The 26,214-nt window shown below is 68.9% G+C and carries 22 protein-coding genes; 12 read left to right on the plus strand and 10 right to left on the minus strand.

Annotation, left to right across the window (positions count from 1 at the left end; genetic code table 11):
- The first annotated feature begins 18 nt into the window (after nucleotides 1–18).
- On the plus strand, nucleotides 19–237 hold the full coding sequence (locus OG828_RS24610) for a hypothetical protein (RefSeq protein WP_210573217.1): 219 nt from the start codon (nucleotides 19–21) through the stop codon (nucleotides 235–237).
- Between the two features lie 83 nt (nucleotides 238–320).
- Here OG828_RS24610 and OG828_RS24615 read toward each other — a convergent pair whose 3' ends face one another.
- Complete coding sequence (locus OG828_RS24615; protein ID WP_328360759.1) at nucleotides 321–2,390, minus strand: PhoX family protein; 2,070 nt, start codon at nucleotides 2,388–2,390, stop codon at nucleotides 321–323.
- A 271-nt stretch (nucleotides 2,391–2,661) separates the two neighbouring features.
- On the opposite strand from OG828_RS24615, the gene OG828_RS24620 reads away from it, so the two are divergent.
- Entirely contained in the window at nucleotides 2,662–4,269 is a 1,608-nt protein-coding gene (locus tag OG828_RS24620) for a VWA domain-containing protein (RefSeq protein WP_328502354.1), read from the plus strand.
- A gap of 131 nt (nucleotides 4,270–4,400) precedes the next feature.
- Nucleotides 4,401–6,008: a methionine--tRNA ligase gene (gene metG, locus OG828_RS24625; RefSeq protein ID WP_328360764.1), complete on the plus strand. Its 1,608-nt coding sequence runs from the start codon at nucleotides 4,401–4,403 to the stop codon at nucleotides 6,006–6,008.
- 39 nt (nucleotides 6,009–6,047) lie between these two features.
- Here metG (OG828_RS24625) and OG828_RS24630 read toward each other — a convergent pair whose 3' ends face one another.
- Together OG828_RS24630 and OG828_RS24635 are read right to left on the minus strand one after the other, a co-directional pair.
- Complete coding sequence (locus OG828_RS24630; protein ID WP_328502355.1) at nucleotides 6,048–6,473, minus strand: PIN domain nuclease; 426 nt, start codon at nucleotides 6,471–6,473, stop codon at nucleotides 6,048–6,050.
- The gene (locus OG828_RS24635; RefSeq protein ID WP_210573236.1) at nucleotides 6,470–6,679 is read right to left on the minus strand and encodes a type II toxin-antitoxin system VapB family antitoxin; all 210 of its coding nucleotides are present in this window, start codon (nucleotides 6,677–6,679) and stop codon (nucleotides 6,470–6,472) included. Before OG828_RS24635 ends, OG828_RS24630 begins: the two co-directional genes overlap by 4 nt.
- A gap of 139 nt (nucleotides 6,680–6,818) precedes the next feature.
- Here OG828_RS24635 and metG (OG828_RS24640) point away from each other — a divergent pair, with 139 nt between their 5' ends.
- The 4 genes from metG (OG828_RS24640) to OG828_RS24655 all read left to right on the plus strand — a co-directional run bounded on the left by metG (OG828_RS24640) (nucleotide 6,819) and on the right by OG828_RS24655 (nucleotide 11,076).
- Nucleotides 6,819–8,543 (plus strand): methionine--tRNA ligase, encoded by a 1,725-nt coding sequence (gene metG, locus OG828_RS24640; protein WP_328360772.1) that lies wholly within the window; start codon nucleotides 6,819–6,821, stop codon nucleotides 8,541–8,543.
- A 113-nt stretch (nucleotides 8,544–8,656) separates the two neighbouring features.
- Nucleotides 8,657–9,121: a hypothetical protein gene (locus OG828_RS24645; protein ID WP_210573239.1), complete on the plus strand. Its 465-nt coding sequence runs from the start codon at nucleotides 8,657–8,659 to the stop codon at nucleotides 9,119–9,121.
- 81 nt (nucleotides 9,122–9,202) lie between these two features.
- Entirely contained in the window at nucleotides 9,203–9,568 is a 366-nt protein-coding gene (locus OG828_RS24650) for a PH domain-containing protein (protein ID WP_328360780.1), read from the plus strand.
- 74 nt (nucleotides 9,569–9,642) lie between these two features.
- Nucleotides 9,643–11,076, plus strand: a complete 1,434-nt coding sequence (locus OG828_RS24655; protein WP_328502356.1) for an FG-GAP-like repeat-containing protein — start codon at nucleotides 9,643–9,645, stop codon at nucleotides 11,074–11,076.
- 68 nt (nucleotides 11,077–11,144) lie between these two features.
- Here OG828_RS24655 and OG828_RS24660 read toward each other — a convergent pair whose 3' ends face one another.
- Together OG828_RS24660 and aspS are read right to left on the minus strand one after the other, a co-directional pair.
- Nucleotides 11,145–12,083, minus strand: coding sequence for an intradiol ring-cleavage dioxygenase (locus OG828_RS24660; RefSeq protein ID WP_328502357.1), 939 nt, complete (start codon nucleotides 12,081–12,083; stop codon nucleotides 11,145–11,147).
- Between the two features lie 128 nt (nucleotides 12,084–12,211).
- Nucleotides 12,212–13,975, minus strand: coding sequence for an aspartate--tRNA ligase (gene aspS / locus OG828_RS24665; protein WP_328502358.1), 1,764 nt, complete (start codon nucleotides 13,973–13,975; stop codon nucleotides 12,212–12,214).
- A gap of 164 nt (nucleotides 13,976–14,139) precedes the next feature.
- Here aspS and OG828_RS24670 point away from each other — a divergent pair, with 164 nt between their 5' ends.
- Nucleotides 14,140–16,254 (plus strand): SpoIIE family protein phosphatase, encoded by a 2,115-nt coding sequence (locus tag OG828_RS24670; RefSeq protein WP_328360792.1) that lies wholly within the window; start codon nucleotides 14,140–14,142, stop codon nucleotides 16,252–16,254.
- Between the two features lie 9 nt (nucleotides 16,255–16,263).
- Here OG828_RS24670 and OG828_RS24675 read toward each other — a convergent pair whose 3' ends face one another.
- The 4 genes from OG828_RS24675 to OG828_RS24690 form a co-directional block, all read right to left on the minus strand.
- On the minus strand, nucleotides 16,264–17,310 hold the full coding sequence (locus OG828_RS24675) for an AI-2E family transporter (RefSeq protein WP_328360795.1): 1,047 nt from the start codon (nucleotides 17,308–17,310) through the stop codon (nucleotides 16,264–16,266).
- Between the two features lie 87 nt (nucleotides 17,311–17,397).
- Nucleotides 17,398–18,375, minus strand: a complete 978-nt coding sequence (locus tag OG828_RS24680) for a pirin family protein (protein ID WP_328502359.1) — start codon at nucleotides 18,373–18,375, stop codon at nucleotides 17,398–17,400.
- Nucleotides 18,376–18,490: 115 nt separating this feature from the next.
- The gene (locus OG828_RS24685; RefSeq protein WP_328502360.1) at nucleotides 18,491–20,437 is read right to left on the minus strand and encodes an Ig-like domain repeat protein; all 1,947 of its coding nucleotides are present in this window, start codon (nucleotides 20,435–20,437) and stop codon (nucleotides 18,491–18,493) included.
- A gap of 189 nt (nucleotides 20,438–20,626) precedes the next feature.
- On the minus strand, nucleotides 20,627–21,100 hold the full coding sequence (locus tag OG828_RS24690) for an SseB family protein (RefSeq protein ID WP_210573262.1): 474 nt from the start codon (nucleotides 21,098–21,100) through the stop codon (nucleotides 20,627–20,629).
- 202 nt (nucleotides 21,101–21,302) lie between these two features.
- On the opposite strand from OG828_RS24690, the gene OG828_RS24695 reads away from it, so the two are divergent.
- The 4 genes from OG828_RS24695 (at nucleotide 21,303) to OG828_RS24710 (ending at nucleotide 25,815) form a co-directional block, all read left to right on the plus strand.
- Nucleotides 21,303–22,154 (plus strand): intradiol ring-cleavage dioxygenase, encoded by an 852-nt coding sequence (locus OG828_RS24695; RefSeq protein ID WP_328502361.1) that lies wholly within the window; start codon nucleotides 21,303–21,305, stop codon nucleotides 22,152–22,154.
- 129 nt (nucleotides 22,155–22,283) lie between these two features.
- Entirely contained in the window at nucleotides 22,284–24,110 is a 1,827-nt protein-coding gene (locus tag OG828_RS24700; RefSeq protein WP_328360817.1) for an acyl-CoA dehydrogenase, read from the plus strand.
- A gap of 95 nt (nucleotides 24,111–24,205) precedes the next feature.
- Nucleotides 24,206–25,504 carry a M18 family aminopeptidase gene (locus OG828_RS24705; protein WP_328360820.1) on the plus strand — a complete coding sequence of 433 codons (1,299 nt, stop codon included), beginning with the start codon at nucleotides 24,206–24,208 and terminating at the stop codon, nucleotides 25,502–25,504.
- A 74-nt stretch (nucleotides 25,505–25,578) separates the two neighbouring features.
- Complete coding sequence (locus OG828_RS24710; protein WP_328360823.1) at nucleotides 25,579–25,815, plus strand: DUF6458 family protein; 237 nt, start codon at nucleotides 25,579–25,581, stop codon at nucleotides 25,813–25,815.
- Between the two features lie 2 nt (nucleotides 25,816–25,817).
- On the opposite strand, the gene OG828_RS24715 is transcribed toward OG828_RS24710, so the two are convergent.
- The gene (locus OG828_RS24715; RefSeq protein ID WP_328360826.1) at nucleotides 25,818–26,204 is read right to left on the minus strand and encodes a cupin domain-containing protein; all 387 of its coding nucleotides are present in this window, start codon (nucleotides 26,202–26,204) and stop codon (nucleotides 25,818–25,820) included.
- Nucleotides 26,205–26,214: the final 10 nt, after the last annotated feature.

Consider the following 26,214-nt stretch of genomic DNA (forward strand, 5'->3'; position numbering starts at 1 on the left):
CCGATAAGGGGATTTTCCATGCGTCGCACCGCCTCCGTCCTCCTCGGCACCCTGGCCCTCGCCGGCGCCGCCGCCCCGGCCGCCACCGCCGTGCCGGACCCGTCGGCCGCCGTCACCTGCCTCACCGAGGCTCCGGGCACCGTCACCGGACTCGTCGACCCGGCCGCCCTGCTCGACCCCACCGCCCTCGCGGCCCCGGCCGAACTCCCGGCCGTGAACTGCGTGACGGCTCCCTGATCTGCACGAACAAACGGATGCGGGCCGCTCCCCTGAGGGGAGCGGCCCGCATCCGTATGCGTACGGGTTGCGTACGGGTGCGATCAGACGCCGATGTCGCAGCCGTCCTTGCGCCACACCGCCACGACCGCCGGGCGGACGTACTTGCCGGGTCCGTCGGGCCAGGTGCTGGCCGGCTTCTCCACGGTGGCGCCGTCCTTCTCGCCCGGGTGCTGTACGGCGACCAGAACGCGCCGGTCCTGGATGACCGGGCCGCAGGTCTCCGCGCCGATCGGCATCGTCGCGAACTGCTTCAGCTCACCGCGCCGGTCACCGCGCGTAGCTACGCCGAACAGACCGTCGTGGTAGCCGAGCTGGGCGCCGTCGGTGGAGATCCACAGGTTGCCGTACCGGTCGAAGGCGACGTTGTCCGGGCAGGAGATCGGGCTGACCTTGTTCTTCGGGAACCCGGCGAAGTAGGTGGCCGGGTCGTTCGGGTCGCCCGCGACCAGGAACAGCGACCAGGCGAACTTGGTGCTGTCGGCGCGGTTCCAGCGCTCGGTCAGCTCCAGGACGTGCCCGTGCTTGTTGGCGTTGCGCGGGTTGGCCTCGTCCGCCTTGGCGTTCGTGCCGGTACCGCGGTTGGTGTTGTTGGTGAGGGCGACGTACACCTTGCCGGTGTGCGGGTTGGGCTCGATGTCCTCGGGCCGGTCCATCTTGGTGGCGCCGACCTTGTCACCGGCGAGGCGCGTGAAGACGAAGACCTCGTCGGCGGTCATGCCCTCGACGTGCGAGACGGCACCCTTCGCCGTGGCGGTGGCCAGCGGGATCCACGTACCGCTGCCGTCGAACTCGCCGTCGCTGGGGAGCTTGCCGGTGCCGTCGATCTCGATGGCGGGCGAGTCGCCGCTGAGCTTGGCGACGTACAGCGTGCCCTCGTCGAGCAGCGAGAGGTTGTGCTCGCGCACCGCCCTGCTCGACCCCTTCTTCATCCGCTTGCTGCCGACGAACTTGTAGAAGTAGTCGAAGCGCTCGTCGTCACCGGAGTAGACGACGGGACGGCCGTCGTCCGTGAGCCGCACGGTCGCGCCCTCGTGCTTGAAGCGGCCCAGCGCGGTGTGCTTGCGCGGCTTGGAGGTGGGGTCGTACGGGTCGAGCTCGACGACGTAGCCGAAGCGGTGCACCTCGTTGGGCTCCTGCGCGACGTCGAAGCGCTTGTCGAAGAGCTCCCACTTGCGCTCGGTGGCGGTGGTGCCGATGCCGTACCGCTTGTCCGTCGCCCGGCTGCTGTTGGCGAAGTACTGGTTGAAGTTCTCCTCGCCGTGCAGCGTGGTGCCCCACGGGGTGGTGCCGCCGGCGCAGTTGTTGAGGGTGCCGAGCGCCTTGGTGCCGGTCGGGTCGGCGGAGGTCTTCAGCAGGTCCGAACCGGCGGCGGGGCCAGTGATCTTGAACTCGGTCGTCGCGGTGACGCGACGGTTGAGCGGGTGCCGGGGCACGGGCTTGAGCTTGCCGGTCTTCCGGTCGCCCTCGACGACGACGGCGGACAGACCGTGGGCGGCCCACGCGATCTCGACCTGCTCCCTGGTCGGGTTGGCGGCGTCGTAGCCACGGAACATGAGCACCTCGTCGGTGTACTCATGGTTGGCGACGAGGATCTGCCGGTTCCACTCACCCGGGAGGGGCAGCAGCGCGAGGAAGTCGTTGTTGTACCCGAACTGGCCCGCCTGCGCCTTGGCGGTCTGGTTGTCCGGGTCGAAGGCCGGGGCGCCGCGCAGGATGGGCTCGCCCCAGCGGATGACGACGTTCTGGGCGTAGCCGTCGGGAACGGTCACCACGTCGTTGGTGTTGGGGGCGACAGCGGTGAAACGAAGCCCGCGCGCGCCCTTGGAGGAGCCGAAGGTGGACGTCGTCTGAGTGGCGGCGGCGGCCTCCGGGGCCGCGGCGGCGGTCACGGCGGTGCCCGCGGCGGCGGCCACCGTGACGACGGCGGCGGCCTGCATCACCGAACGGCGGCTGAGGGCGCCCTGGATGACGTCGCCGACGTATTCGTTGGTGGTGGTGTTGGGCACCTCGTGGAAGCAGGCGTTCCCACACCGGTACAAACAGGTCATGGCCGACCGGCCACCGGGATGCGAATCGGACGGCGTTCTGACGAGCGGGAGCGGAATGCGCACTTTGTTTTCCCCTTGCTTCCCCTTGTAACCAGCGTGACGGACGGTAGGCGCATGTTTGTGCGGGAGCGGGGCGACACGGTGAACTAAAGGTGAACTGGAGGTGCCTGTACGTTCGTTACGTTCGTGGCGGATATTCGACCGGTCCGGCCCTTGACTCAGGACATCCCGCCGACCCTGCCCCTCCCGAAGATCACCATCCGGGGCGGCTAACCTTACGTGTCCGTCCTGGCCAGGGATTAGCGGGCATCAACTCACGCGAAGGGTTGCGTACATGGGCATTCTCACTCTCCTGCGGAACGCGTTCGGCCGCAGCCGAAAGGCCCGCACGGCCGAAGCAGAGGGTGCGACACCTTCGCAGACACCGGAACCGACGGTCCCCTCCCCCTCCCCCGAACCGACCCCCACCCCACCCCCCACGGCTTCCATCCCGGAACCCCGCCCTTCCACACCGGACGACTCCGAGCACGACTTGGTCTCAGCCGCCTTCGACAAGGTGACGGTGCCGGGGCCGGCGGGAGAGAAGGGGGAGACGGGGGACACGGGGGAGACGGGGCTGGATGAGCCGAGGGCCGAGACACCGACGGCCGACGAGCCGGTTGTCGAGGCACCGGTGGCTGAGACGCCGGTTGTCGACGAGCCGGTGATCGAGGAGCCGGGGACAGAGGCCCCGGCGGCCGAGGAAGCGGTGGCCGAGACGCCGGCTGTCGACGAGCCCGTGATCGAGGATCCGGTATCCGAGACCCCGGCCGCCGAGGAACCGGTGGTGGAGCAGCCGCCGGTCGTCGACGAGCCCGTGGCTGACGAGCCGGTGGCCGAGGAACCGGTGGCGGTCGCTGATGAGCCGACGGTGGAGCCGGAGCCCGTAGCTGACGAGCCGGTGGCCGAAGTGGCAGTGGTCGAAGAGCCGGCCGCCGAGGAGAAGGCCCCCGAGCCGACCGTGGACGAGCCGGTCGCCGAGGAGCCGAAGGCGGTCGTCGCAGACGCCGGCCCGGAGTCCGAGCCTGCCGCTGCCACCGAGGTGGCTCCCGACGCCGAGCCGACCCCCGTCGCCGCCCAGGCGGACAAGCCCGCGGCCGCCGACGGCGATCAGGCCCCACAGGGGCCACCCGCACCCGCCCACGAACCCGCCACGGGTGGTGCGGGTGGGAACGACGAGGCCGAAGGCGAAGCCGAGGCCGTAGACGACGCCCCGCTGCCGCAGGCAACCCGTGCGGGTGGGAACGACAAGGCCCAAGGCGAAGCCGAGGCCATGCCCGCCACCCTCCTCACCGCCTACAACGCCGCCCGCGAAACCCTCACCACCCGCAACCTCACCGGCACGACTGCCAAGGTCTACCTCGTCCTCGACCGCTCCGCCTCCATGCGCCCGTACTACAAGGACGGCTCCGCCCAGGCCCTCGGCGAGCAGGCCCTCGCCCTCGCCGCCCACCTCGACCCCGAGGCCAAGGTCCACGTCGTCTTCTTCTCCACGGAACTCGACGGCACCGGCGAACTCACCCTCACCGACCACGAGAACAAGATCGACGACCTGCACGCAGGGCTCGGCCGCATGGGCCGTACCAGCTACCACACGGCCGTCGAAGAGGTCATCAGCCACTACGAGAAGTCCGCCACCACGGACCCCGCACTCGTGATCTTCCAGACGGACGGTGCCCCGGACGCCAGGACCCCCGCCACCCAGTCCCTCACGGACGCGGCGAAGAAACACCCCGCCGTCTTCTTCTCCTTCGTCGCCTTCGGCGATCCGGAGAACAAGGCCTTCGACTACCTCCGCAAGCTCAAAACGGACAACACGGCCCACTTCCTGGCCGGCGAAACCCCACGCGAGCTGACCGACCAGGAGCTCTACGAAGGCGTACTGGCGAACTGGCGCCCGTAGCCCCCTCGTAGAATCTCCCGCACGACGACCGACAGGGCCCGGCTCACCCCGGGCCCTGTCCCCGTAATCCCGTAATCCCCCACTCGTAATCGATGTGAGTCGATCTCCCCAGGGCCAGTACGATTTCGACCATGGCGGCCACTGGATCCGAGAAGCAGGGCGGGAAGGCGTACTACGTCTCCACCCCCATTTATTACGTCAACGACGCTCCTCACCTGGGCCACGCCTATACGACCGTCGCAGGCGACGTGCTCTCGCGCTGGCATCGTCAGCGCGGTGAGAAGGTGTGGTACCTCACCGGCACGGACGAGCACGGTCAGAAGATCATGCGCACCGCGGAGGCGAACGGCGTCAGCCCGCAGGAGTGGGCCGACAAGCTCGTCACCGAAGCCTGGAAGCCCCTCTGGGAGCATCTGGAGATCGCGAACGACGACTTCATCCGTACGACGGAGAAGCGTCACACGGACCGCGTCCAGGAGTTCGTCCAGGATCTCCACGACAAGGGCGAGATCTACAAGGGCGGCTACGAGGGCCCGTACTGCGTGGGCTGTGAGGAGTACAAGCTCCCCGGCGACCTCATAGAGGCCGAGGACGGCACGAAGCTGTGTGCCATCCACAAGAAGCCGGTGGAGATCCTCAAGGAGGAGAACTACTTCTTCAAGCTCAGCGAGTACGGCGAGAAGCTCCTCGCCCACTACGAGGCCAACCCCGGCTTCATCCAGCCCGAGTCGGCCCGCAACGAGGTCGTGAACTTCGTCCGCCAGGGCCTCCAGGACCTCTCCATCTCCCGTTCCACCTTCGACTGGGGCGTCCCGGTCCCGTGGGACGACAAGCACGTGATCTACGTGTGGATCGACGCGCTGCTGAACTACGCGACGGCGGTCGGCTACAACGAGAACCCGGAGAAGTTCGAGAACACCTTCCCCGCCGACGTACACCTGGTCGGCAAGGACATCCTCCGCTTCCACGCGATCATCTGGCCCGCGATGCTGATGGCGCAGGGTCTGCCACTGCCCGGCAGGATCGTGGCCAACGGCTGGCTGATGGTCGGCGGCGAGAAGATGTCGAAGTCGAACCTGACGGGCATCAAGCCACAGGACCTGACGTCCCACTTCGGCGTGGACGCGTACCGCTGGTACTTCCTGCGCGCTATCGCGTTCGGCCAGGACGGCTCGTTCTCCTGGGAGGACTTCTCCGCCCGCTACACGAGCGAGCTGGCGAACGACTACGGCAATCTCGCCTCACGCGTGGCCGCGATGGTCGGCAAGTACTTCGGCGGCGCGCTGCCGGAGGCGACGGCCGTGGGCGAGGCCGAGAAGGCCGTTCAGGGCGGACTGGCCAAGGCGGTGGCCGAGGCGGACCGCCGTATCGGCGACGACCTGGACTTCCAGGGCGGCATCCTGGCGATCTTCGACTTCGTGAAGCAGGTCAACGGCTACATCACGGAGCAGGAACCGTGGAAGGTGGCCAAGGACCAGTCTGAAGACGGCCAGGCCCGCCTGGCGACGATCCTCTACACGGCCGCGGAGTCGCTCCGCGCGGTGGCGGTCCTGCTCAACCCGGTCATGCCGGACACCTCTCAGAGGCTCTGGGACTCCCTCGGCGCGGACGCCGTCCTCGGCGCGCTCCCCGACCAGACGCTCGCCGACGCCGCCGTCTGGGGCCGGCTCCCGGCGGGCGCGACGATCACCAAGGGCGCGGTGCTCTTCCCACGCCTGGAGGAGAAGCCGAGCTCGTAGTACGTACTGTGTACGTACTACGAGCACATGACGGGGTCCTCAGGACTCGGGCACGGGCTCGGCCAGCCAGACGGTCGACTGGCCCGTACGGCGAGCGACGGTCTCGAAGTCCCAGTCGTGGTGGAGCAGGGTCAGGCCCGACAACTCGGCTGTGGCGGCGATGAGCAGGTCCACCGGTCCGGCCGAGCGGTGCTCACCGTTGTCGGTGAGAAGCTGCTGAACCTCGCGAGCGCGCTGATAAATGCCGTCGGGCATCAGAGTCCAGCTGAACAGCTGCCGCAGCTCCTCCTGAATGCCCTCGCGATCCGCTCGCCCGCGAGCGGAGAAGAGGATCTCCAACTCGGTCAGATCGCACAGCGCGACCAGCCCGTTGTCGAGCACTTGCTCCCAGTCTGCGTCGTACGCATCGCTGCTGAGCAGACGCACGGCGGCCGAGGTGTCGATCAGATACGAGAGATCACTCACCGGCGGTAGTTCCTCTTGTCCAGAAGGATGTCGAAGTCACCACGCGCCCCCCTCTCACGGAGCTTGGCCAGCGCTATGGCCCGGCTGCGCCGCTTGGCGACTTCCAACAGCGCGGTGTTGACGGTGTCCTTCTTGGTCTTCGTGCCCAGCAGCTCCTGGGCTTCCGCCAGAGCTTCGTCGTCGACCTCGATGAGCAACTTCGACATGACGCACCCCTCCCGTTCAGGCGTTCTATACGATACGCAAGGACAGTATATATTCAAGGCATCGCGATCGTCCCGGTCGACTACGATTTCAAGGTTCGTAGGACCCTCACCCCACGCAGCAAGTCTGGAGCAGCCCGCAATGGCTCGACACCTCATCACCAGCGCCCTTCCGTACATCAACGGGATCAAGCACCTGGGCAACATGGTGGGGTCCATGCTCCCGGCGGACGTCTACTCCCGGTACCTGCGCCAGCGCGGTCACGACGTCCTCTACATCTGCGCGACGGACGAACACGGCACGCCCGCCGAGCTGGCCGCGAAGGAGGAGGGCCTCCCGGTCGACGAGTTCTGCGCGCGGGCGCACGACCAGCAGAAGGCGATCTACGACGGCTTCAACCTGGCCTTCGACTACTTCGGCCGCAGTTCCTCCCCGCAGAACCGCGAGATCACCCAGGAGATCGCCCGCGAGCTGAAGGCGAACGGCTTCATCGAGGAACGGGCCATCCGCCAGGTGTACTCGAACACGGACGGCCGCTTCCTGCCGGACCGCTACATCATCGGCACCTGCCCGCACTGCGGCTACGACAAGGCCCGCGGCGACCAGTGCGAGAACTGCACGCGCGTCCTGGACCCCACCGACCTGATCGACCCGCGCTCCGCGATCAGTGGCAGCAGCGACCTGGAGATCCGCGAGACCAAGCACCTGTTCCTCCTCCAGTCGGCCCTGGCCGGCGAGGTCGAGGCATGGGTCGACGAGCGCGCCGACAACTGGCCGATCCTGGCGTCCTCCATCGCCCGCAAGTGGCTCACGGAGGGCCTGCACGACCGCGCGATCACCCGCGACCTCGACTGGGGCGTCCCGGTCCCGGCGGACACCTGGCCCGACCTCGCCGCCGACGGCAAGGTCTTCTACGTCTGGTTCGACGCCCCGATCGAGTACATCGGCGCGACGAAGGAGTGGGCAGACGCCGCGCGAGACACAGACCCGACCGGCAACCGCGACTGGCGCTCCTGGTGGTGGAAGTCGGACGCGGACGTCCGGTACACGCAGTTCATGGGCAAGGACAACGTCCCCTTCCACAGCGTGATGTTCCCGGCGACCCTGCTGGGCACCCGCGCGCCGTGGAAGAAGGTCGACGTGATCAAGGCCTTCAACTGGCTGAACTACTACGGCGGCAAGTTCTCCACGTCGCAGCGGCGAGGCGTCTTCACCCACGACGCCCTGGAGATCCTCCCCGCCGACTACTGGCGCTACTTCATGATGGCCAACGCCCCGGAGTCGGACGACTCGTCCTTCACCTGGGAGCACTTCACGGCCACGGTGAACAAGGACCTGGCGGACACCCTCGGCAACTTCGTCAACCGCGTCCTCTCGTTCTCGAAGAAGCGCTTCGGCGACGAGGTCCCGGCGGGCACGGAGCCCGGCGAGGCGGAGGCGAAGCTCGGCGCGGAGATCGCCCGCCTGCTCACCGAGTACGAGGAGCAGATGGAGGCCATCCAGTTCCGCAAGGCGGCGGCCGCCCTCCGCGCCCTGTGGTCGGCCGGCAACTCGTACCTCGAGGAAAAGGCCCCCTGGCTGGAGATCAAGACCGACAAGGAGGGGGCGGCGCTCACCCTCCGCACGGCGATGAACCTGATCCACCTCTACGCGGTGGTCTCGGAGCCCTTCATCCCGACGACCTCGGCCGCCATGCGCCAGGCGTTCTCCCTGACGGACGACACGGCGACCTGGGTGAGCACCGACGAGGCGAAGGCGCTGAACTCGGTCCCCGCCGGCACCCCCTTCACCGTCCCCCCGGTCCTCTTCGCCAAGCTCACGGACGACGACCTGGAGACGTACAAGGAGCGCTTCGGCGGCGAGTAGGGGTGAGAAAGGGGTGATCAACTCGCGGACGAAACGAGAAAGTTGCCCGAGCGGTCGATCCAGTGTGTGCCCTGCCCGCACGGCGCACACGTCACGACCGTATGGTCTGCGCCATGGCAGTACCTGAGGTCATCCCGATCGCCTACGAGCCACACGGCCGTACAGAGGCCATCGGTCGCTACGCGGACGGACAGTTCCTGGGGTCGGTCACCTGGGCCTTCCCCAAGGGCTTCCGCCTTGACGCGGGCTGGGAAGAGCACAAGCGGCTCTACGCGGCACTGCACACGTTCGACGCCAAGGGCATCTACCGCGACTCGCAGATCCTGTGCGCGGGCACCTGGGCCGAGCAGCAACGCACCCCGGCAGTCCTGCCCCGGGCCCGGGCCCACCTGGCGACCCTGCTCAGGGCCCTGCCCCGACGCACCTACACGGACATCGCGATCCGCCCCTTCCAACTCACCGTGGAAGGCGTCCTGTTCGGCCTGCTGACGGGAGAGGACGAGGGCGAACCCTGGGCCGAGCTCTACCCGGACCACCTCGGCTTCGGCCCGCCCTGGGACGGCCTGTACGACACCTGAGCGCGCTGTCGGCGCAACCCCCCGCTCCTCCCCGTGCGTCCACCCACCAGGCGACACAGCCAATCGAGTGGGGGTCCAGCCATGGCACTTTTCGGCAACGCGCACACCGTAGACCCGGCGACGGCACAGCAGGACTACGCCCGTCTGCTGGGCCAGGACGAGCAGGTGCATGCCGCGTACATGCTGATCCGCGACACGATCCTGCTCACGGACCGGCGGCTGATCCTGGTCGACAAGCAGGGCATCACCGGTAAGAAGGTGGAGTACCACTCCGTCCCGTACCGCAGCATCACCCACTTCTCCGTGGAGACCGCCGGCACCTTCGACCTCGACGCCGAGCTGAAGATCTGGATCTCCGGCACCCCGACCCCGATCGAGAAGACCTTCACCAAGGGCGTCGACATCTACGAAGTCCAGGCGATCCTCACCCACTTCGTGGCGCGGTAGGCGTACCGGTCAGCTTTACAATTCCCGCGGAATGCGGGTGCACGGACGGTGCGCCCGGGGGTGGAGGGGCTGGGATGGGAAACAGTGCGTCCAAGGGGGGCTGGAGAGCCGCCGCCGTGATCGCGGCGGCTCTTGTCGGGAGCGTGGTGCTCCCCGTCGGTCCGGCGGCCGCCGTGCATGGCGGTGTGCCGGGTGACTTCAATGGGGACGGCTACCGCGACGCCGTCCTGCCCGCGCCCGGCGCGAACGTGGCGGGCAAGGAGGCGGCCGGTGCCGTGGTCGTGCTGTACGGCTCGTCGTCGGGGCTTGCGACCGCCCGGCGGAAGACCCTCACGCAGAACACGACCGGGATTCCCGGGACGGCCGAGGCGTACGACAGGTTCGGCGCCGCCACCGCCACGGAGGACCTGAACCGGGACGGATACGCCGACCTGGTCATCTCGTCTCCCTACGAGGACACCAGCAAGGGCACCGACGCGGGTGCGGTGACCGTGGTGTGGGGCAGCAGGAACGGGCTGGCGGGCGGGACCGATCTGCCGACGCCATCGAGTGATCCGACGTACTTCGGACTCGACCTCGCCGCGCGCAGCGGCGGATCGGGCGGCAAGACACAGGTGTTGGCCGGCGGATACGACGGTTCCGTCCTTTTCAAGGGTTCGTTCAGCCGCAGCGGGAGCTTCGGGTCCGCCACCCTCAACCAGGACACCCCGTCTCTGGAGTCCGTCGCGCTCGGCGACCTCAACGGCGACACCACCCCGGACCGGGTCCTCATCAGCAGCCGCACGAGCGGACTGACCGGCGGCGAGATCTACCTGAACCCCAGCAGGTCCGGGCAGCCCCTCCAGCGGGGCAACGGCCTCATCTCCGCCACCGGCGACCTCAACGGCGACGGCTACGCGGACCTCGTGGTCGGCGACCCGGACGAGCCCGAAGTCGCGGGCGCGGACGGTGCGTCGGGCGGACGCGTCTCCGTCTGGTACGGATCGGCCACCGGCATCGCGCCCGACGCCACGCCCGTTCACCTCACGCAGAACACCGCCGGCGTGCCGGACACGAGCGAGAAGTACGACGCGTTCGGCGGCGCGGTGGCCGTGGCGGACCTCAACCGGGACGGACTGGCCGACATCGTGGTCGGCACACCGTACGAGAGCACCGGCGGCAAGAAGCGGGCCGGCCGCGTCACGGTGATCCCGGGCCGCGCCTCGGGCGCCCTGGGCAGTGGCTCGTACTCCTTCACCCAGGACACCTCCGGCGTGCCCAGCGCCTCCGAGACCGACGACTTCTTCGGGACCACGGTCTCGGCGGGCGATGTGAACAAGGACGGCCGGCCGGAGCTGTTCGTCGGTGCCTCGGGCGAGAACGACTCCACCGGCGCGGTCTTCATGCTCCCCGGCGGCTCCACCCACCCGACGGGCACCGGCAGCCGCGTGATCACAGGGCCCGCAGTGGGTCTCAACCAGCAGCACGGCACGCTGCTGGGCGGCGACGGGCTGCTCTGGGTGATCTGAGAGCAGCACGGCGACGGGAGCGCCCGGGACTTCACGTCCCGGGCGCTTTCGTGTCCGCGCGTGCGGAACTACAGCGACGTGCCTTCGTTCGTCGCCTCCGGGTCGACGCCGACCGTGATGGACGCCTGGACGCCCTTGGCGATGTTCTTCTTGTCGTACTTGAGCTTGAGGAGACCGCCGGTGGTGCCGGACTGGTCGTAGATGGTGTCCTCGGTGAGCGTGGTGCGTTCGGTCGTGGACGTGGAGTACGGCTCGACCTCGGCGGAGGCGAGGACGGACTCCTCGTCGAAGAAGAACTGGCCGGTGTGGCAGGTGGTGCCGCCCTCGTAACCGGCGTCGGTCCACTCGCCGTCCACGTGGACCTTGGTGTGGATGTGGACGCAGCGGCCCCGGTACCAGCCCGGGAAGATCGTCCGGAAGGTGACGAAGCCCTGCCGGTCGGTCCTCCAGGTGCCGCGCAGATAGCGCTCGTCGTCGGTCGGCTCCTCATGCACACCACCACCGCCGGTGCCGCCCGACGGAGCACCGGACGGAGCACCGGACGGCGGCTCGCCCGTGGGCGTGCCCGAGGGCGCGTCGGTGGGGGCGGTGCCGCCACCGCCCGTGGACGACGCCTCGTAGCCGGAGTAGATGCCCAGCGCGTCGCAGTGCCAGATGTCGACGGCCACGTTCTTCAGCGGCTTGCAGCTCTCCGCGTCGATCACCTTGATGCGGAGGGCCAGCGGGATGCCCTCCTTGTCCTCGGTGATGTCCGTACGGAGCTTGTCCGCGTCGATGTAGTAGGGGCCCTCGGTGGTTTCGGAGGTGAGCGTGTAGCAGGTCTCCGCCGAGGTGGAGCTCGCGGAGGCGCTCGCCCCGGCGCCCTTTCCGCTCTGGCCGGCATTTGCGGTCGCGGCCAGCGTGCCGCCGACGCCCACCGCGGCCACGGCCGCTCCACCTGCGACGACGACCTTGCGCCGGGTCAAGTCACGTTTGTGGGCTGGTGTGTTGATGTCGTTTCCCGTCATGCCCAGCACGCTAGGTAAGACGACTGTAAGGGGCATGGGAGCGGGCTGTGTCTGCCTGTGAAAGCTGAAGGGGCCCGGAACCGGTCACCGGTTCCGGGCCCCTTCAGGGCAGACGCCTACTTCTTCGCCTACTTCGGCTGCGGCTTCCGCACCGACAGGTGCAGTTCCTTCAGCCGCGCCTCCTCCAGCTCCGTCGGCGCGCCCATCATCAGGTCCTGGGCGTTGCCGTTGAGCGGGAAGGCAATGGTCTCGCGGATGTTCGGCTCGTCGGCCAGCAGCATCACGATGCGGTCGACGCCCGGTGCGATGCCGCCGTGCGGCGGGGCGCCGAAGCGGAAGGCGCGCAGCATGCCGGCGAACTTCTCCTCGACGGTCTCGCGGTCGTAGCCCGCGATCTCGAAGGCCTTCAGCATGATCTCGGGCTCGTGGTTCCGGATCGCGCCGGAGGACAGCTCGACGCCGTTGCAGACGATGTCGTACTGCCAGCCCAGGATGTCCAGCGGGTCCTGGGTCTCCAGGGCCTCCAGACCGCCCTGCGGCATGGAGAACGGGTTGTGCGAGAAGTCGATCGCGCCGGTCTCCTCGTCCTTCTCGTACATCGGGAAGTCGACGATCCAGCAGAAGCGGAAGACGTTCTCCTCGAAGTGCCCGGCGCGACGAGCGGCTTCCACCCGCACCGCGCCCATGATCTTCGAGACCTCGTCGAACTCGCCCGCGCCGAAGAACACCGCGTGGCCGGCCGACAGCGACAGGCGCTTCGTCAGCTCCGCGACGTTCTCCTCCGTCAGGAACTTGGCGATCGGGCCGGACAGCGAACCGTCCTCGGCGACCCGCACCCACGCCAGGCCCTTCGCGCCCTGCGAGACCGCGAAGTCACCGAGCTGGTCGAAGAACTTCCGGGGCTGCGCGGAGACGTCCGGCACCGGCAGGGCCCGTACGTGCTTGCCCGCGAAGGCCTTGAACTCCGAGCCCTCGAAGATGTCGGTGATGTCGACGAGCTCCAGCTGGGCGCGCAGATCCGGCTTGTCGGAGCCGTACTTCAGCATCGCCTCGCGGAACGGGATCCGCGGGAACGGCGAGGTGACGTGGCGGCCGTTGCCGAACTCCTCGAACAGCTCCGTCATCAGCTTCTCGACGGGCTGGAAGACGTCCTCCTGCTCGACGAAGGACATCTCGACGTCGAGCTGGTAGAACTCGCCCGGCGAGCGGTCCGCACGCGCGTCCTCGTCGCGGAAACAGGGCGCGATCTGGAAGTAGCGGTCGAAGCCGGAGATCATCAGCAGCTGCTTGAACTGCTGCGGCGCCTGGGGGAGGGCGTAGAACTTGCCCGGGTGCAGACGGGACGGCACGACGAAGTCGCGGGCGCCCTCGGGGGAGGTGGCCGACAGGATCGGCGTCGCCATCTCGTTGAAGCCCAGCGCCGTCATCTTGTGCCGGATCGCCGAGATGACCGCCGTACGCAGCAGGATGTTGCGGTGCATGCGTTCGCGGCGCAGGTCCAGGAAGCGGTACTCCAGGCGCCGCTCCTCGTTGACCCCGTCCTCCGTGTTGATCGTGAAGGGCAGCGGGGCGGCCGCGCCGAGCAGCTCGACCTCGGAGACCTCGACCTCGATCTCGCCGGTCGGCAGATCGGGGTTGATGTTCTCGGTGCCGCGGGAGACGACCTGGCCGTCGACCCGGACGGTGGACTCCTTGGAGAGCTTGTCCAGGGCCTCGTACGCGGGCGTGCCCGGCCGGGCGACCAGCTGGGTGATGCCGTAGTGATCCCGCAGATCGATGAAGAGGATGCCGCCCAGGTCGCGCCGATTGTGCAGCCAGCCGCTCAGCCGGACGTCGGTGCCGACGTCAGAGGCGCGGAGCTCGCCGCAGGTGTGGGACCTGTACCGATGCATCGTCGTTCATCCAGTCTTCGCGGATCGGGGGCTGTTTCACGTGAAACTCCACCAAGCCTACCGGGCACCCCAAGATCGCCTCCCACCCATTAATCGCCTCCCACCCATTCAACGATGAACAGCTTCGGTGGCAGTCACCGATCACCTCTCCCTACAGTGGGGCAATGCGCACTGGTGAGCCCCTGCCCGCCGTGGGGGAGGTTCTCGCCGCCCTCGCGACGGGACTGTGGCACTGGAACACCGCCACACGGCTGGTCACAGTCGACGCGGAGACGGCACGGCTGCTCGGGCTGCCCGCAGAGCGGTGCACCCTCAGCCAGGCCCAGGTGCGCGCCCGCCTGCACCCCGTGGACTGGAACGAGATCAGCGGCGTGATCCAGCTCGCCGTCGCCGAGGGCACGCTCGGCGAGGTGCGGGTGCGGATCATGGACGAGCGGGGCCAGATCATCCGGGTCGGCCGCAGCCGCTTCCACGCGTCCTTCGACCGCGAGAAGCGTTCGTACGAGGTGACCGGCTCCCTCCAGGAGGTCACCGACCCCTCGCCGGGCACCACCGCGGGGCGTGCGGTGACCGGGGACTGGCGGCGCTCCCGGGAGGCGTTCCTGCTGGACGCGGGCCGGGCGCTGGCCGAGGCGCGGTCGACGGCGGAGGTGCTGCGGGTCGCGGCCGGGCTGTCGATGCCGGGGTTCTCACCGGACGGTCTCGCCGTGTTCGGCGTGGAGGGGGACCGGCTGACGATCATCGGCCACCACGGTCACCAGCAGGGCGACGAGAGCCCCTTCTCGCACATGGCGCTGGACACCGACTACCCGGCGGCCGAGGTGGTCCGCACCGGCCGCGCCGTCTATCTGTCCACGCCCGAGGAGTACAAGACCCGCTACCCGGTCACCTGGCCGCTGGCCCAGAACTTCGGCCGTCAGTCGTGGGCGTTCCTGCCGCTGACCGTGGCCGGACGGACGATGGGCGCCTGGATGGCGGCCTTCGCCTACCCCGTCGCGTTCACACCGGACGAGCGGTCCGTGCTGACGACGGTGGCCCGCATGCTCGCGCAGGCCCTGTCCCGGGCCGGGCTCGCCGAGTCGGAGCGGGAGCTGACGGACGGCCTCCAGCGCTCGATGCTGCCGACGCTCGGCCCCGAGATACCGGGCATGAGCGTCGCCGCACGCTATGTGCCGACCGGCGGCGGCCTCCAGGTGGGCGGCGACTGGTACGACATGATCCCGCTGCCCTCCGGCCGGTTCGCGTTCGTCATCGGCGACGTCCAGGGCCATGACGTGCGGGCGGCCGGCCTGATGGGGCAGCTCCGGATAGCGCTCAGGGCGTACGCCTCCGAGGGCCACCGCCCCGACGCGGTGCTCTCCCGCGCCTCCCGCTTTCTGCACGGCATCACCTCCGACGGCGACGACCTGCGCTTCGCGACCTGCCTGTACGCCGAGGCCGATCCCGTGACCGGGACCCTGGACATCGCCCGCGCCGGGCACCCCGACCCGGCGATCCGGATGGCGGACGGCACGGTCATGGCGCGGCCCACGGAGGGCGGCCTGCCGCTCGGCATCGACCCGGACGCCGACTACCCGACGACCCGGTTCACCCTGGAACCCGGCGAGACCATGATGATCTGCACGGACGGCCTGATCGAGACCGGCGGGCACGACCTGGAGACCGGCTGGCTGCGGATCCGCGCCATCCTGGAAGAGCACAAGGGCGACCTGGAGGAACTCGCCGACTCCCTGGTCCAGGCGGTGCACGGCCCCTCCTCCCACTACACCACCGGCCCGCTGGCCGACCGCCGCGAGGACGACATCGCGCTGCTGCTGCTGTGCCGGCAGGGGGAGGGCTGCGGCTGCGAGGACACGGCGGTCGTCAAGCGTCCCACCGTTCGGCGCACGATGCTCTCGGTGGCCCAGGCCGAGCCCGAGCGGGTCGCCACCGCCCGCCAGCAACTCCGCGAGCTCCTCCACGACTGGGCCTCCCCCGACCAGGTCGACTCGGCCGTTCTGCTGCTGTCCGAGATGCTCACCAACGTCCTCGTCCACACCGACGCCGACGCCCTCCTCCTCGCCGAGATCACCGGCGAGGCCGGCATCCGCCGCCTCCACGTCGAGGTCACCGACACCAGCGACGACCTCCCCCACAAACGCCGCCCCGGCGAACTGGCCTCCTCCGGACGCGGGTTGATGCTCATCGAGCTGCTGGCGAACGCGTGGGGCGTCGACCCGCGCGGCGAGGGCAAGAGCATCTGGTTCGAGCTGTACGAGGAGCAGGGCGCGGCGCAGTAACGCCGGCCCCTACGCATCCGACGGCTCGGCACTCCCGTACCGCGTCCGCAGTTCCTGGACGACCCCGAAGGCCGCCGCGGTCAGCGGCACCGCCAGCAGCATGCCGAGGACACCGGCCACGGACGCCCCCGCGGTGATCGTCACCATCACCAGCGCCGGATGCATCTGCACGGTCCGGCTCTGGATCACCGGCTGGAGGACATGCCCCTCCAGCACCTGCACGGCGAGGACCACACCCAGCACCCACAACGCGATCACGAACCCGCGGTCGGCCATCGCGACCAGCACGGCGACGGCACCGGAGAGAAAGGCGCCCAGGTAGGGGATGTAGGCGCCGACGAAGACGAGCGCACCCAGCCCCACCGCCCCCGGCACGTCCAGGACCAGCAGTCCGACCGTGATGCACACGGCGTCGATCAGCGCGATGAAGGTCGTCCCGCGCATGAACCCCTCGACCGCCTCGAAGGCCCGCCGCGCCATGGCCTCGACGGTGTCGCCGGCCTCGCCCGGCACGACGGCACGCAGCGTGCCGGCGGCCTTGTCGGAGTCCCGCAGAAAGAAGAAGACGAGCAGCAGCGCCAGTACGGCCATGGCGATCGCCTCGCCCACCACACTGACCCCGCTGATCACCCCGGACGCGGCGGTCCCGCCGAACTTGGTGAGCAGTTCCCTCGCGTTGGACGCGAGGTCGTCCAGCGAGGTCCCGGCCGCCCCGAAGTGCTCGGCGAGCGACTCGGCCGCCTGCCTCAGCGAGGCGACGATCTGGTCCCCGGTGTCGATGAGCGCGGCGACCACGATGTACACGGCCCCGCCGACGACGGCCACGACCGCCACGCAGGTCACCGCGGCGGCCACAGACCGGTTGACCCGCGCCTTCACCAGCCGCCGGTGCATCGGCCCGAGCAGCGCGGTCCCGAGCAGCGCCAGCAGCACCGGCACGACGGCCGTACGGACCTCCACGACCAGCCGGATCCCGACATAGACCACCCCGGCAACCAACAGCACCACGGCACACCACGCCGCGAACCGGCGCACGGGGTCGGGAAGCAACTGCACACGTCCAGCGGACCACGCACGAGCCGGGCTGTCCTGCGCGGACAGCCCGCCCGGGTGACGGAGCGTCAGGCGCCGTGACCTGTTCGGTCAGGCGTCAGGGCCCTTTTCGGTCATGCCGTGCACGGCCGGGATGGTCCCGAGCCGGCCCTTCTGGAAGTCCTCGAAGGCCTGCTGGAGTTCTTCGCGGGTGTTCATGACGAACGGGCCGTAGTGGGCCATGGGCTCACGGATCGGCTGTCCGCCCAGGAGGACGACCTCCAAGTCCGGCGTGTGCGAGTCCTGCTGCTCGTCCGCACGGACGGTCAGCGAACCGCCGGCGCCGAAGACCGCCGTCTGGCCCAGCTGGACCGGGCGGCGCTCGGCACCGACCGAGCCCTTGCCCGCCAGCACGTACGCCAGCCCGTTGAAGTCCTCGCGCCAGGGCAGGGTGATCTCCGCGCCCGGCGCCAGGGTCGCGTGGATCATCGTGATCGGCGTGTGCGTGACGCCGGGACCGGCGTGGCCGTCCAGCTCACCGGCGATGACGCGCAGCAGCGCGCCGCCGTCGGGCGTGCTGAGCAGCTGGACGTTGCCGCCGCGGATGTCCTGGTAGCGCGGGGGCATCATCTTGTCCTTGGCCGGGAGGTTCACCCACAGCTGGAGGCCGTGGAAGAGACCGCCGGACATCACCAGGTGCTCCGGCGGGGCCTCGATGTGCAGCAGGCCCGCGCCCGCCGTCATCCACTGGGTGTCGCCGTTGGTGATGGTGCCGCCACCGCCGTTGGAGTCCTGGTGGTCGAAGATCCCGTCGATGATGTAGGTGACGGTCTCGAAGCCGCGGTGCGGATGCCAGGGAGTGCCCTTGGGCTCTCCCGGCGCGTAGTCCACCTCACCCATCTGATCCATCATGATGAACGGGTCGAGGTGGCGGTAGTTGATCCCGGCGAACGCCCGGCGCACCGGGAAGCCCTCGCCCTCGAAACCGCTCGGCGCGGTCGTGACGGCGAGTACGGGACGTGCCACGGCGTCGGCCGGGGCGGCCACGCGGGGCAGGGTCAGCGGGTTCTCGACGGTCACTGCAGGCATGTCGGTACCTCCTTGTGCGGCCAGTTTAGTTGAGCATTGAACTTCCTGCTACCCGGAACGACGAAAGCCCGGAGGACATTCCCTCCGGGCTCCGCCGTACGGGCCGCAGCCCGCGTCAGTTGCTGAAGTACAGGTACTTCCAGGACCCGTACGTCGTCGAGTTCACGGTGTCGCCGGACGAGCCGTTGACGTACACCGACCGCATCCGCGCCCGGATGCCCGACTCACCGGGTGCCTCGAGGGTGATGGCCGACTTCCCGTTCGTACCGATCGGGAAGTACTGCGACTCCGCCGAGTACCACGAGCCCTGGTAGTAGACCTGGAGGTCGAAGCGCTGCTGACGGCCCGGGTAGTAGCTCATCGTCGTGGTGAGCAGCGGGTCGGTGTTCTTGTGGAACCAGGAGTACGACGTCGAGCCGATCTTCGCCGTCTTGTAGTGCTTGGAGACGGCGGTGGAGATCTTGACCCTGGCGTACGCCGTGACCTTGACCGTCTTCGGCTTGTAGCGGGCGTCGCCCGAGAAGACCGCGGTCACGGCGGTGTCGCGGGTCATGTCCACCCACGCGCTGATGTCGCCGGCGGAGTTGACCTTGCCGGACTTGATCAGCTTCTTCGGCTTGTCGCCGCCGAAGGGGTCCGCGTAGATCTGGACCGAGCGGTTCTTGTACGTCGCACCGAGGTGCGCGGTGAACTTGACGTCGGCGCCGTGGTTGTACAGCTTGCCGTTGTTGTTCAGCTTCAGCGCGGTCGAGGCGCGGGAGACGTCGACCTTGTCGGAGGCGCTGACCGCGGTGTGCGTGGCGTCGCCCGCGTAGGAGACCTTGTATGTGACCTTGCCGCCGACCGGGGGCGAGTTGGTGAAGGAGTACGTGCCGTCCGCCTTGACCGTGGCGGTCGGCAGCGACTTGCCGTTCGGGCTCTCCAGGTCGGTGCGGGTGACCGCGAGCTTGGCGCCGGACGGCAGCGGAATCGTCGCCGAGAGCTTGCCGGTGACGGTGAGCTGCTTGGTGCGGGTGGCGGTGGCCGGGGCGTTGACTGTGAGGGTGGGGACGTTGAGCGTCGGCTGGGTCAGCGGCTTGACCGTGTAGCTGTTGCCGCTCGCGACCAGGGCGAAGACGCGGGAGGAGTCCGGCGCCCAGACCACGTCGGCTGCGGGCTGCGTGCCGGTGCTGTACGTGCGCACCGGCTGGGCGGCGGACGGACGGTAGATCGCCACCTTGGTGCCCGAGATCTGGGCGATCAGGCCGCTCCTGCCGACGTCGGCCCGCTGCCCGGCCGGGTAGGCACCGGCCTTGGTGAAGGTGCCGTTCGCGTAGGCGTGCCGGTCGGTGCCGTTGACGAGCACCCGATCGCTGCCCGCGACGAGGTCGATGTCCCCGACGCCGTCGTTCAGGTCGTACGAGCTGTCGTGCCAGGCAGTGACCTTGGGCGTGCCGCTCGACACGTCGAGGACGGCCTCGGTGCCGGTGGAGTCCCCGGTCTCACCGACGGCCAGCAGGCCCGGCCGCAGCGGGTCGGTGTCCAGCAGGACCTGCCCCCACAGTCCGACGCCCGTTCCCTCGGTCGGGAGCTGGGCGAGCGCCACCGGGTCGGTGCCGCTCGCCGGGTCCACCGCCGGGTCGACGGAGCCGAGGTCGCCGTCCCACTGGTCGCCGTAGGAGAACCAGACCTTGCCGGACGTGAAGGCCAGGTGGCGCGGGCCGGTGTCGGTGGCGACGGTGTAGCGGGTCCTGACCTTGAGGGTGGCCGGGTCGAGGGCCACGATCTCGTGGCTGCTGGGCAGGGCCGCGTAGAGAGTGGCGCCGTCGTCGGACAGGACCAGGTCGCTGACGTCGCCGAAGCCGACGTTCAGGCCGACGAGCGTGCCGTTGTAGTCGGCGGCGAGGATCCGTCCGTTGGCCTGGTCGCTGACGTAGACACGCTGAAGGGTGTGGTTGACGACGAAGCCGCCGGGGCTGACCACGTCGGCGGACTCGGCCGACGCGGTACCGGCCGCGGCGACGCTCAGCGCCACCGAACTGAAGAGGACCGCGAACGCCGTCGCGGCCGAGGTGCTGCGCATGCGCACAGGAATGAAACCCCCACAAGGAATCCCGGGGTCGCCGGGAGCTGAGAGCGCCGCGCGGCACCCGGACGCTGACCGCCGGAAGCGGTGACGTGCGGGGCGCGGCTGCCGGGGATCACTCTATGGCATGGCTGTGACAATCGAGTGGAGATTTTGCGAGGCGGGGTTTCCCCCGACGGGCACTGTCTAGCCGTACATCCGCCGCATCGCGAACTCCACCATCTGCTCGACCGCCTTCGCGTCGAACACCATCCGGTGCTCGCCCTCCATGTCCAGGACGAAGCCGTAGCCGGTCGGCAGCAGGTCGATCACCTCGGCGCCGGTGATCACGAAGTACTTGGACTCCTTGCCCGCGTACCGGCGCAGTTCCTTCAGCGAGGTGAACATCGGGATCACCGGCTGCTGGGTGTTGTGCAGGGCGAGGAAGCCGGGGTTGTCACCGCGCGGGCAGTAGACCTTCGACGTCGCGAAGACCTGCTGGAAGTCCTCCGCGGACAGCTGCCCGGTGGTGAAGGCACGCACCGCGTCCGCGAGCGACGGCGGGGACGGCTCGGGGTACAGCGGCGGCTGCTGGCCGTACCCGCCGGGCATGGGCTGCTGCGGCGGGACGTAGCCCTGCTGGGCAGCTCCCCCATCCATGGGCTGGCCGTATCCATACATGAGCGCAAGCGTACCGAGAGCGGCGGGGCGCGGGGCCGGTACGGGTGCCCTGGCAGACCGACAGCGACTTGACAGCCACCGTCCCCGGCAAAGCGACAGCGACTTGACAGCCACCGCATTGGTTTCCGACAGCCTGCGCTCATAGCGTCGGTAGTGCCGTGGGGAGCACCGGAAACGGCACGACACCAGCGAGGGGACAGCCATGCACCGACACCACGACGACGAGGTCCACGAGCACGACAGAGGGCTCTCCTACGACCTTCCCGTCCTCGCCCGCCGCCGCATGATCCGGCTGATGGCGGGGGCGAGCCTGATACCGCTGGTGGGGTGCTCCGCCGAGGACGACACCTCCGCGGCCTCCTCGTCGTCCCCCTCGTCCTCCTCCTCGTCCGCTGCTTCCGGCTCCACCGGCGAGGCGTCCGAGTGCGCGACCATCCCGAACGAGACGGCCGGTCCCTACCCCGGCGACGGCTCCAACGGCGTGAACGTCCTCAAGGAGAGCGGCGTCGTCCGCAGCGACATCACCAAGAGCTTCGGCGACTCGGCGGGCGGCACCGCCGAGGGCGTGCCCCTGACGATCACGCTCACGGTGGTGGACGCGGCCTCCGGCTGCGGGACGCCGAAGGAGGGCGCCGCCGTCTACCTGTGGCACTGCGACCGGGAGGGCAGGTACTCCCTGTACTCGGAGGGCGTCACCGAGGAGAACTATCTGCGCGGCGTCCAGGAGACCGACGACAAGGGGCAGGTCACGTTCAAGAGCATCTTCCCGGCCTGCTACACGGGCCGCTGGCCGCACATCCACTTCGAGGTCTACGGCAGCCTGGAGGACGCCACGGCCGCCACCTCCATCACGAACACCTCGCAGCTCGCGTTCCCGAAGGACGTCTGCGACACGGTGTACGCGACGGACGGTTACAGCCAGAGTGTGCAGGAGCTCAGCCGACTCTCCCTGGAGACGGACAACATCTTCAGCGACGGCTACGACCAGCAGCTGGCGGCGGTCGAGGGCAGCGTGGGCAAGGGGTACACGGCGACTCTGACGGTTCCGGTGTGACCTGTCACAGATGACCGGATCGGGGTTGCGTCTTATTACCGACGGGTAGCATCATCGTAGCCACGTGTTGGTATGTGAACGGGCGCGAGGATCCAGTGCCTCGCCGATCTCTCAACGGAGCCAGTCGCCATGGGGCACTACAAGTCGAATCTGCGCGACATCGAGTTCAACCTCTTCGAAGTACTCGGGCGCGACAAGCTGTACGGCACGGGCCCGTTCGAGGAGATGGACGCCGAGACGGCGAAGTCCATCCTCGACGAGATGACCCGCCTCGCGGAGAACGACCTGGCGGAGTCCTTCACGGACGCCGACCGCAACCCGCCGGTCTACGACCCCGAGACCCACACCGCGCCGGTCCCCGCGTCCTTCAAGAAGAGCTACAAGGCGTTCATGGACTCCGAGTACTGGCGGCTCGGCCTGCCGGAGGAGATCGGTGGCACCACTGCTCCCCCGTCGCTGATCTGGTCGTACGCGGAGCTGATCCTGGGCGCCAACCCGGCCGTGTGGATGTACTCCTCCGGTCCGGCCTTCGCCGGGATCCTCTTCGACGAGGGCAACGAGGTCCAGAAGAAGATCGCTCAGATCGCGGTCGAGCGGACCTGGGGCTCCACCATGGTGCTGACCGAGCCCGACGCGGGTTCGGACGTCGGCGCCGGGCGTACCAAGGCGATCCAGCAGGAGGACGGCTCCTGGCACATCGAGGGCGTGAAGCGCTTCATCACCTCCGGTGAGCACGACATGGAGGAGAACATCCTTCACTACGTGCTGGCGCGTCCCGAGGGTGCCGGGCCCGGCACCAAGGGCCTGTCCCTCTTCCTCGTCCCGAAGTACCTCTTCGACTTCGAGACCGGCGAGCTGGGCGAGCGCAACGGCGTGTACGCGACGAACGTCGAGCACAAGATGGGGCTGAAGGCCTCCAACACCTGCGAGATGACCTTCGGCGACCAGCACCCCGCCAAGGGCTGGCTGATCGGCGACAAGCACGACGGCATCCGCCAGATGTTCCGGATCATCGAGTTCGCGCGGATGATGGTCGGTACGAAGGCGATCTCCACGCTGTCGACGGGCTACCTCAACGCCCTCGAGTACGCCAAGGAGCGCGTCCAGGGTCCTGACCTCGCGAACTTCATGGACAAGACGGCGCCCAAGGTCACCATCACCCACCACCCCGACGTGCGCCGCTCGCTGATGACGCAGAAGGCGTACGCGGAGGGCATGCGCGCCCTCGTCCTCTACACGGCCTCGATCCAGGACGCGATCGCCGTCAAGGAGGCCGCCGGCGAGGACGCCAAGACCGAGCACGCGCTGAACGACCTGCTCCTGCCGATCGTCAAGGGCTACGGCTCCGAGAAGGGCTACGAGCAGCTCGCCCAGTCGCTGCAGACCTTCGGCGGCTCCGGCTTCCTGCAGGAGTACCCGATCGAGCAGTACATCCGGGACGCCAAGATCGACACCCTGTACGAGGGCACGACCGCGATCCAGGGTCAGGACTTCTTCTTCCGGAAGATCGTCCGCAACCAGGGCGCCGCGCTGAACTCCCTCGCCGAGGACATCAAGAAGTTCCTGGCCGTCGGCACCGGCGGCGAGGAGCTGGCGGGCGCCCGCGAGCACCTGGCCAAGGCCGCCGTCGAGCTGGAGGCCATCGTCGGCCTCATGCTCACCGACCTCGCGGCCACCGAGAAGGACGTCAAGAACATCTACAAGGTGGGCCTGAACACCACCCGCCTGCTGATGGCCTCCGGTGACGTCGTCGTCGGCTACCTGCTCCTCAAGGGCGCCGCGATCGCCGCCGAGAAGCTGCCGAACGCGTCCGCCAAGGACAAGGCGTTCTACACCGGCAAGATTGCGGCGGCGAAGTTCTTCGCGGCCACCGTCCTGCCCGGCGTCACCGGCGCGCGCAAGCTCGCCGAGGGCGTCGACCTGGACCTGATGGAGCTGGACGAGGCCGCTTTCTAGCCCTTCGGCTCCCTTTACGAGGGCCCGTTCCCGGTCATGGGGAGCGGGCCCTCGTACGTCGTCAAGGAAGCCTCGTACGTCGTTAAGGTGAACCCATGAGCGAACCCCACCGCTTCGACCGCGGCCACACCGACGACCTCATGACCTTCCTGGCGGCGAGCCCCACGCCGTACCACGCCGTGGCAAACACCGCCGAGCGGCTGGAGAAGGCCGGCTTCAAGCAGGTCGCGGAGACGGACGCCTGGGACGGGTCGAGCGGCGGCAAGTACGTGCTGCGCGGTGGCGCGATCATCGCCTGGTACGTCCCCGAGAGCGCCGCGGCGCACACGCCGTACCGGATCGTCGGCGCGCACACCGACTCGCCGAACCTGCGGGTCAAGCCGCTGCCGGACGCCGGGGCGCACGGCTGGCGGCAGGTGGCGGTCGAGATCTACGGCGGCCCGCTGATGAACTCCTGGCTGGACCGCGACCTGGGGCTGGCGGGCCGGCTGACGCTCAGGGACGGCTCGACGCGCCTGGTGAACGTCGACCGCCCGCTCCTGCGCGTCCCCCAGCTTGCCATTCACCTGGACCGCTCGGTCTCCTCCGAGGGCCTCAAGCTCGACAAGCAGCGCCATCTCCAGCCGGTCTGGGGCCTGAGCGACACCGTGCGGGACGGCGACCTGATCGCGTTCCTGGAGTCGGAGAGCGGTCTGGCCGCGGGCGAGGTCACCGGCTGGGACCTGATGGTCCACTCCGTGGAACCGCCCGCCTATCTGGGCCGCGACAAGGAACTGCTCGCGGGCCCGCGCATGGACAACCTGCTCTCCGTGCACGCGGCCACGGCGGCACTGGCCGCGGTGGCGGCCGGCGGCGCGGGGCTGCCGTACATCCCGGTGCTGGCCGCCTTCGACCACGAGGAGAACGGCTCGCAGAGCGACACGGGCGCGGACGGGCCGCTGCTCGGCAGCGTGCTGGAGCGTTCGGTGTTCGCGCGCGGTGGATCGTACGAGGACAAGGCGCGCGCCTTCGCGGGCACCGTCTGTCTCTCCTCCGACACCGGCCACGCCGTCCACCCCAACTACGCGGAGCGGCACGACCCGACGCACCACCCGCGCGTCAACGGCGGGCCGATCCTGAAGGTGAACGTCAACAACCGCTATGCGACGGACGGTTCGGGCCGCGCGGTGTGGGCCGCGGCCTGCGAGAAGGCGCACGTCCCCTTCCAGTCCTTCGTCTCCAACAACTCCATGCCGTGCGGCACGACCATCGGCCCGATCACCGCGGCCCGGCACGGCATCAAGACCGTCGACATCGGCGTGGCGATCCTGTCGATGCACAGTGCGCGGGAGTTGTGCGGGGTGGACGATCCGCATCTGCTGGCGAACGCGATGGTGGCCTTCCTGGAGGGGTAACTGACGCTCCGCCGGGTACTCGCCCCCGACCGGAAGACCGGAACGACCGGACCGGACAGGGAGGCGAACAGCTCATGGGCCTCGGCGGATGCATCATCCTCATCGCCGTTGGAGCCATCCTCTCCTTCGCGACCGACTGGCACATGGAGGGGGTCAACCTCGACCTGGTCGGCGTCATCCTGATGATCGTCGGCCTGATCGGAGTGGTGACGTTCAGCAGCGTCGCACGGCGCCGGCGGGTCGTGGTGCCACCCTCGACGCCGGTCATCGAAGAGGAACGGCACCACTACCACGACGGATACGGCCGCTGACATCAGGTCAGGGCATGCCCCGTCGTGGCGTCCACATGGTCCGGCACCTCGTCGTGGCGGTCGCCCACGGTGAGGGTGCCGGTGGGTTCGAACATCAGGATGGCGGCGGGGGCGGGGGCGTACGGCTTGTGTTCCGTGCCGCGGGGGACCGTGAAGACGGAGCCCTTCGGCAGGACGACCGTGCGTTCGCCCTGTGCCTCTCGCAGTGAGATGTGCAGCTCGCCGTCCAGGACCAGGAAGAACTCGTCGGTGTGGTCGTGGACGTGCCAGACGTGGTCGCCGTCGACCTTGGCCACGCGGACGTCGTAGTCGTTGACGGCCGTCACGATGCGGGGGCTCCACGTTTCGGTGAAGGAGGAGAGGGCCTTTTCCAGCGAGATGGGTTCCATGCGCCCATCG

It is taken from the genome of Streptomyces sp. NBC_00457 (genome assembly GCF_036014015.1).
In the GTDB taxonomy this organism is placed as follows: Bacteria; Actinomycetota; Actinomycetes; order Streptomycetales; family Streptomycetaceae; genus Streptomyces.

What these genes read in the sequence shown, in the direction of transcription:
- OG828_RS24610 (WP_210573217.1), top strand. Translation starts at nt 19, where the DNA reads ATGCGTCGCACCGCCTCCGTCCTCCTCGGCACCCTGGCCCTCGCCGGC.
- OG828_RS24660 (WP_328502357.1), bottom strand. Translation starts at nt 12,083, where the DNA reads ATGACGGGAAACGACATCAACACACCAGCCCACAAACGTGACTTGACC.
- OG828_RS24690 (WP_210573262.1), bottom strand. Translation starts at nt 21,100, where the DNA reads ATGTATGGATACGGCCAGCCCATGGATGGGGGAGCTGCCCAGCAGGGC.
- OG828_RS24715 (WP_328360826.1), bottom strand. Translation starts at nt 26,204, where the DNA reads ATGGAACCCATCTCGCTGGAAAAGGCCCTCTCCTCCTTCACCGAAACG.
- OG828_RS24635 (WP_210573236.1), bottom strand. Translation starts at nt 6,679, where the DNA reads ATGTCGAAGTTGCTCATCGAGGTCGACGACGAAGCTCTGGCGGAAGCC.
- OG828_RS24670 (WP_328360792.1), top strand. Translation starts at nt 14,140, where the DNA reads ATGCGCACTGGTGAGCCCCTGCCCGCCGTGGGGGAGGTTCTCGCCGCC.
- metG (WP_328360764.1), top strand. Translation starts at nt 4,401, where the DNA reads ATGGCGGCCACTGGATCCGAGAAGCAGGGCGGGAAGGCGTACTACGTC.
- OG828_RS24655 (WP_328502356.1), top strand. Translation starts at nt 9,643, where the DNA reads ATGGGAAACAGTGCGTCCAAGGGGGGCTGGAGAGCCGCCGCCGTGATC.
- OG828_RS24620 (WP_328502354.1), top strand. Translation starts at nt 2,662, where the DNA reads ATGGGCATTCTCACTCTCCTGCGGAACGCGTTCGGCCGCAGCCGAAAG.
- OG828_RS24650 (WP_328360780.1), top strand. Translation starts at nt 9,203, where the DNA reads ATGGCACTTTTCGGCAACGCGCACACCGTAGACCCGGCGACGGCACAG.
- OG828_RS24645 (WP_210573239.1), top strand. Translation starts at nt 8,657, where the DNA reads ATGGCAGTACCTGAGGTCATCCCGATCGCCTACGAGCCACACGGCCGT.
- metG (WP_328360772.1), top strand. Translation starts at nt 6,819, where the DNA reads ATGGCTCGACACCTCATCACCAGCGCCCTTCCGTACATCAACGGGATC.
- OG828_RS24710 (WP_328360823.1), top strand. Translation starts at nt 25,579, where the DNA reads ATGGGCCTCGGCGGATGCATCATCCTCATCGCCGTTGGAGCCATCCTC.
- OG828_RS24680 (WP_328502359.1), bottom strand. Translation starts at nt 18,375, where the DNA reads ATGCCTGCAGTGACCGTCGAGAACCCGCTGACCCTGCCCCGCGTGGCC.
- OG828_RS24685 (WP_328502360.1), bottom strand. Translation starts at nt 20,437, where the DNA reads ATGCGCAGCACCTCGGCCGCGACGGCGTTCGCGGTCCTCTTCAGTTCG.
- OG828_RS24700 (WP_328360817.1), top strand. Translation starts at nt 22,284, where the DNA reads ATGGGGCACTACAAGTCGAATCTGCGCGACATCGAGTTCAACCTCTTC.
- aspS (WP_328502358.1), bottom strand. Translation starts at nt 13,975, where the DNA reads ATGCATCGGTACAGGTCCCACACCTGCGGCGAGCTCCGCGCCTCTGAC.
- OG828_RS24705 (WP_328360820.1), top strand. Translation starts at nt 24,206, where the DNA reads ATGAGCGAACCCCACCGCTTCGACCGCGGCCACACCGACGACCTCATG.
- OG828_RS24695 (WP_328502361.1), top strand. Translation starts at nt 21,303, where the DNA reads ATGCACCGACACCACGACGACGAGGTCCACGAGCACGACAGAGGGCTC.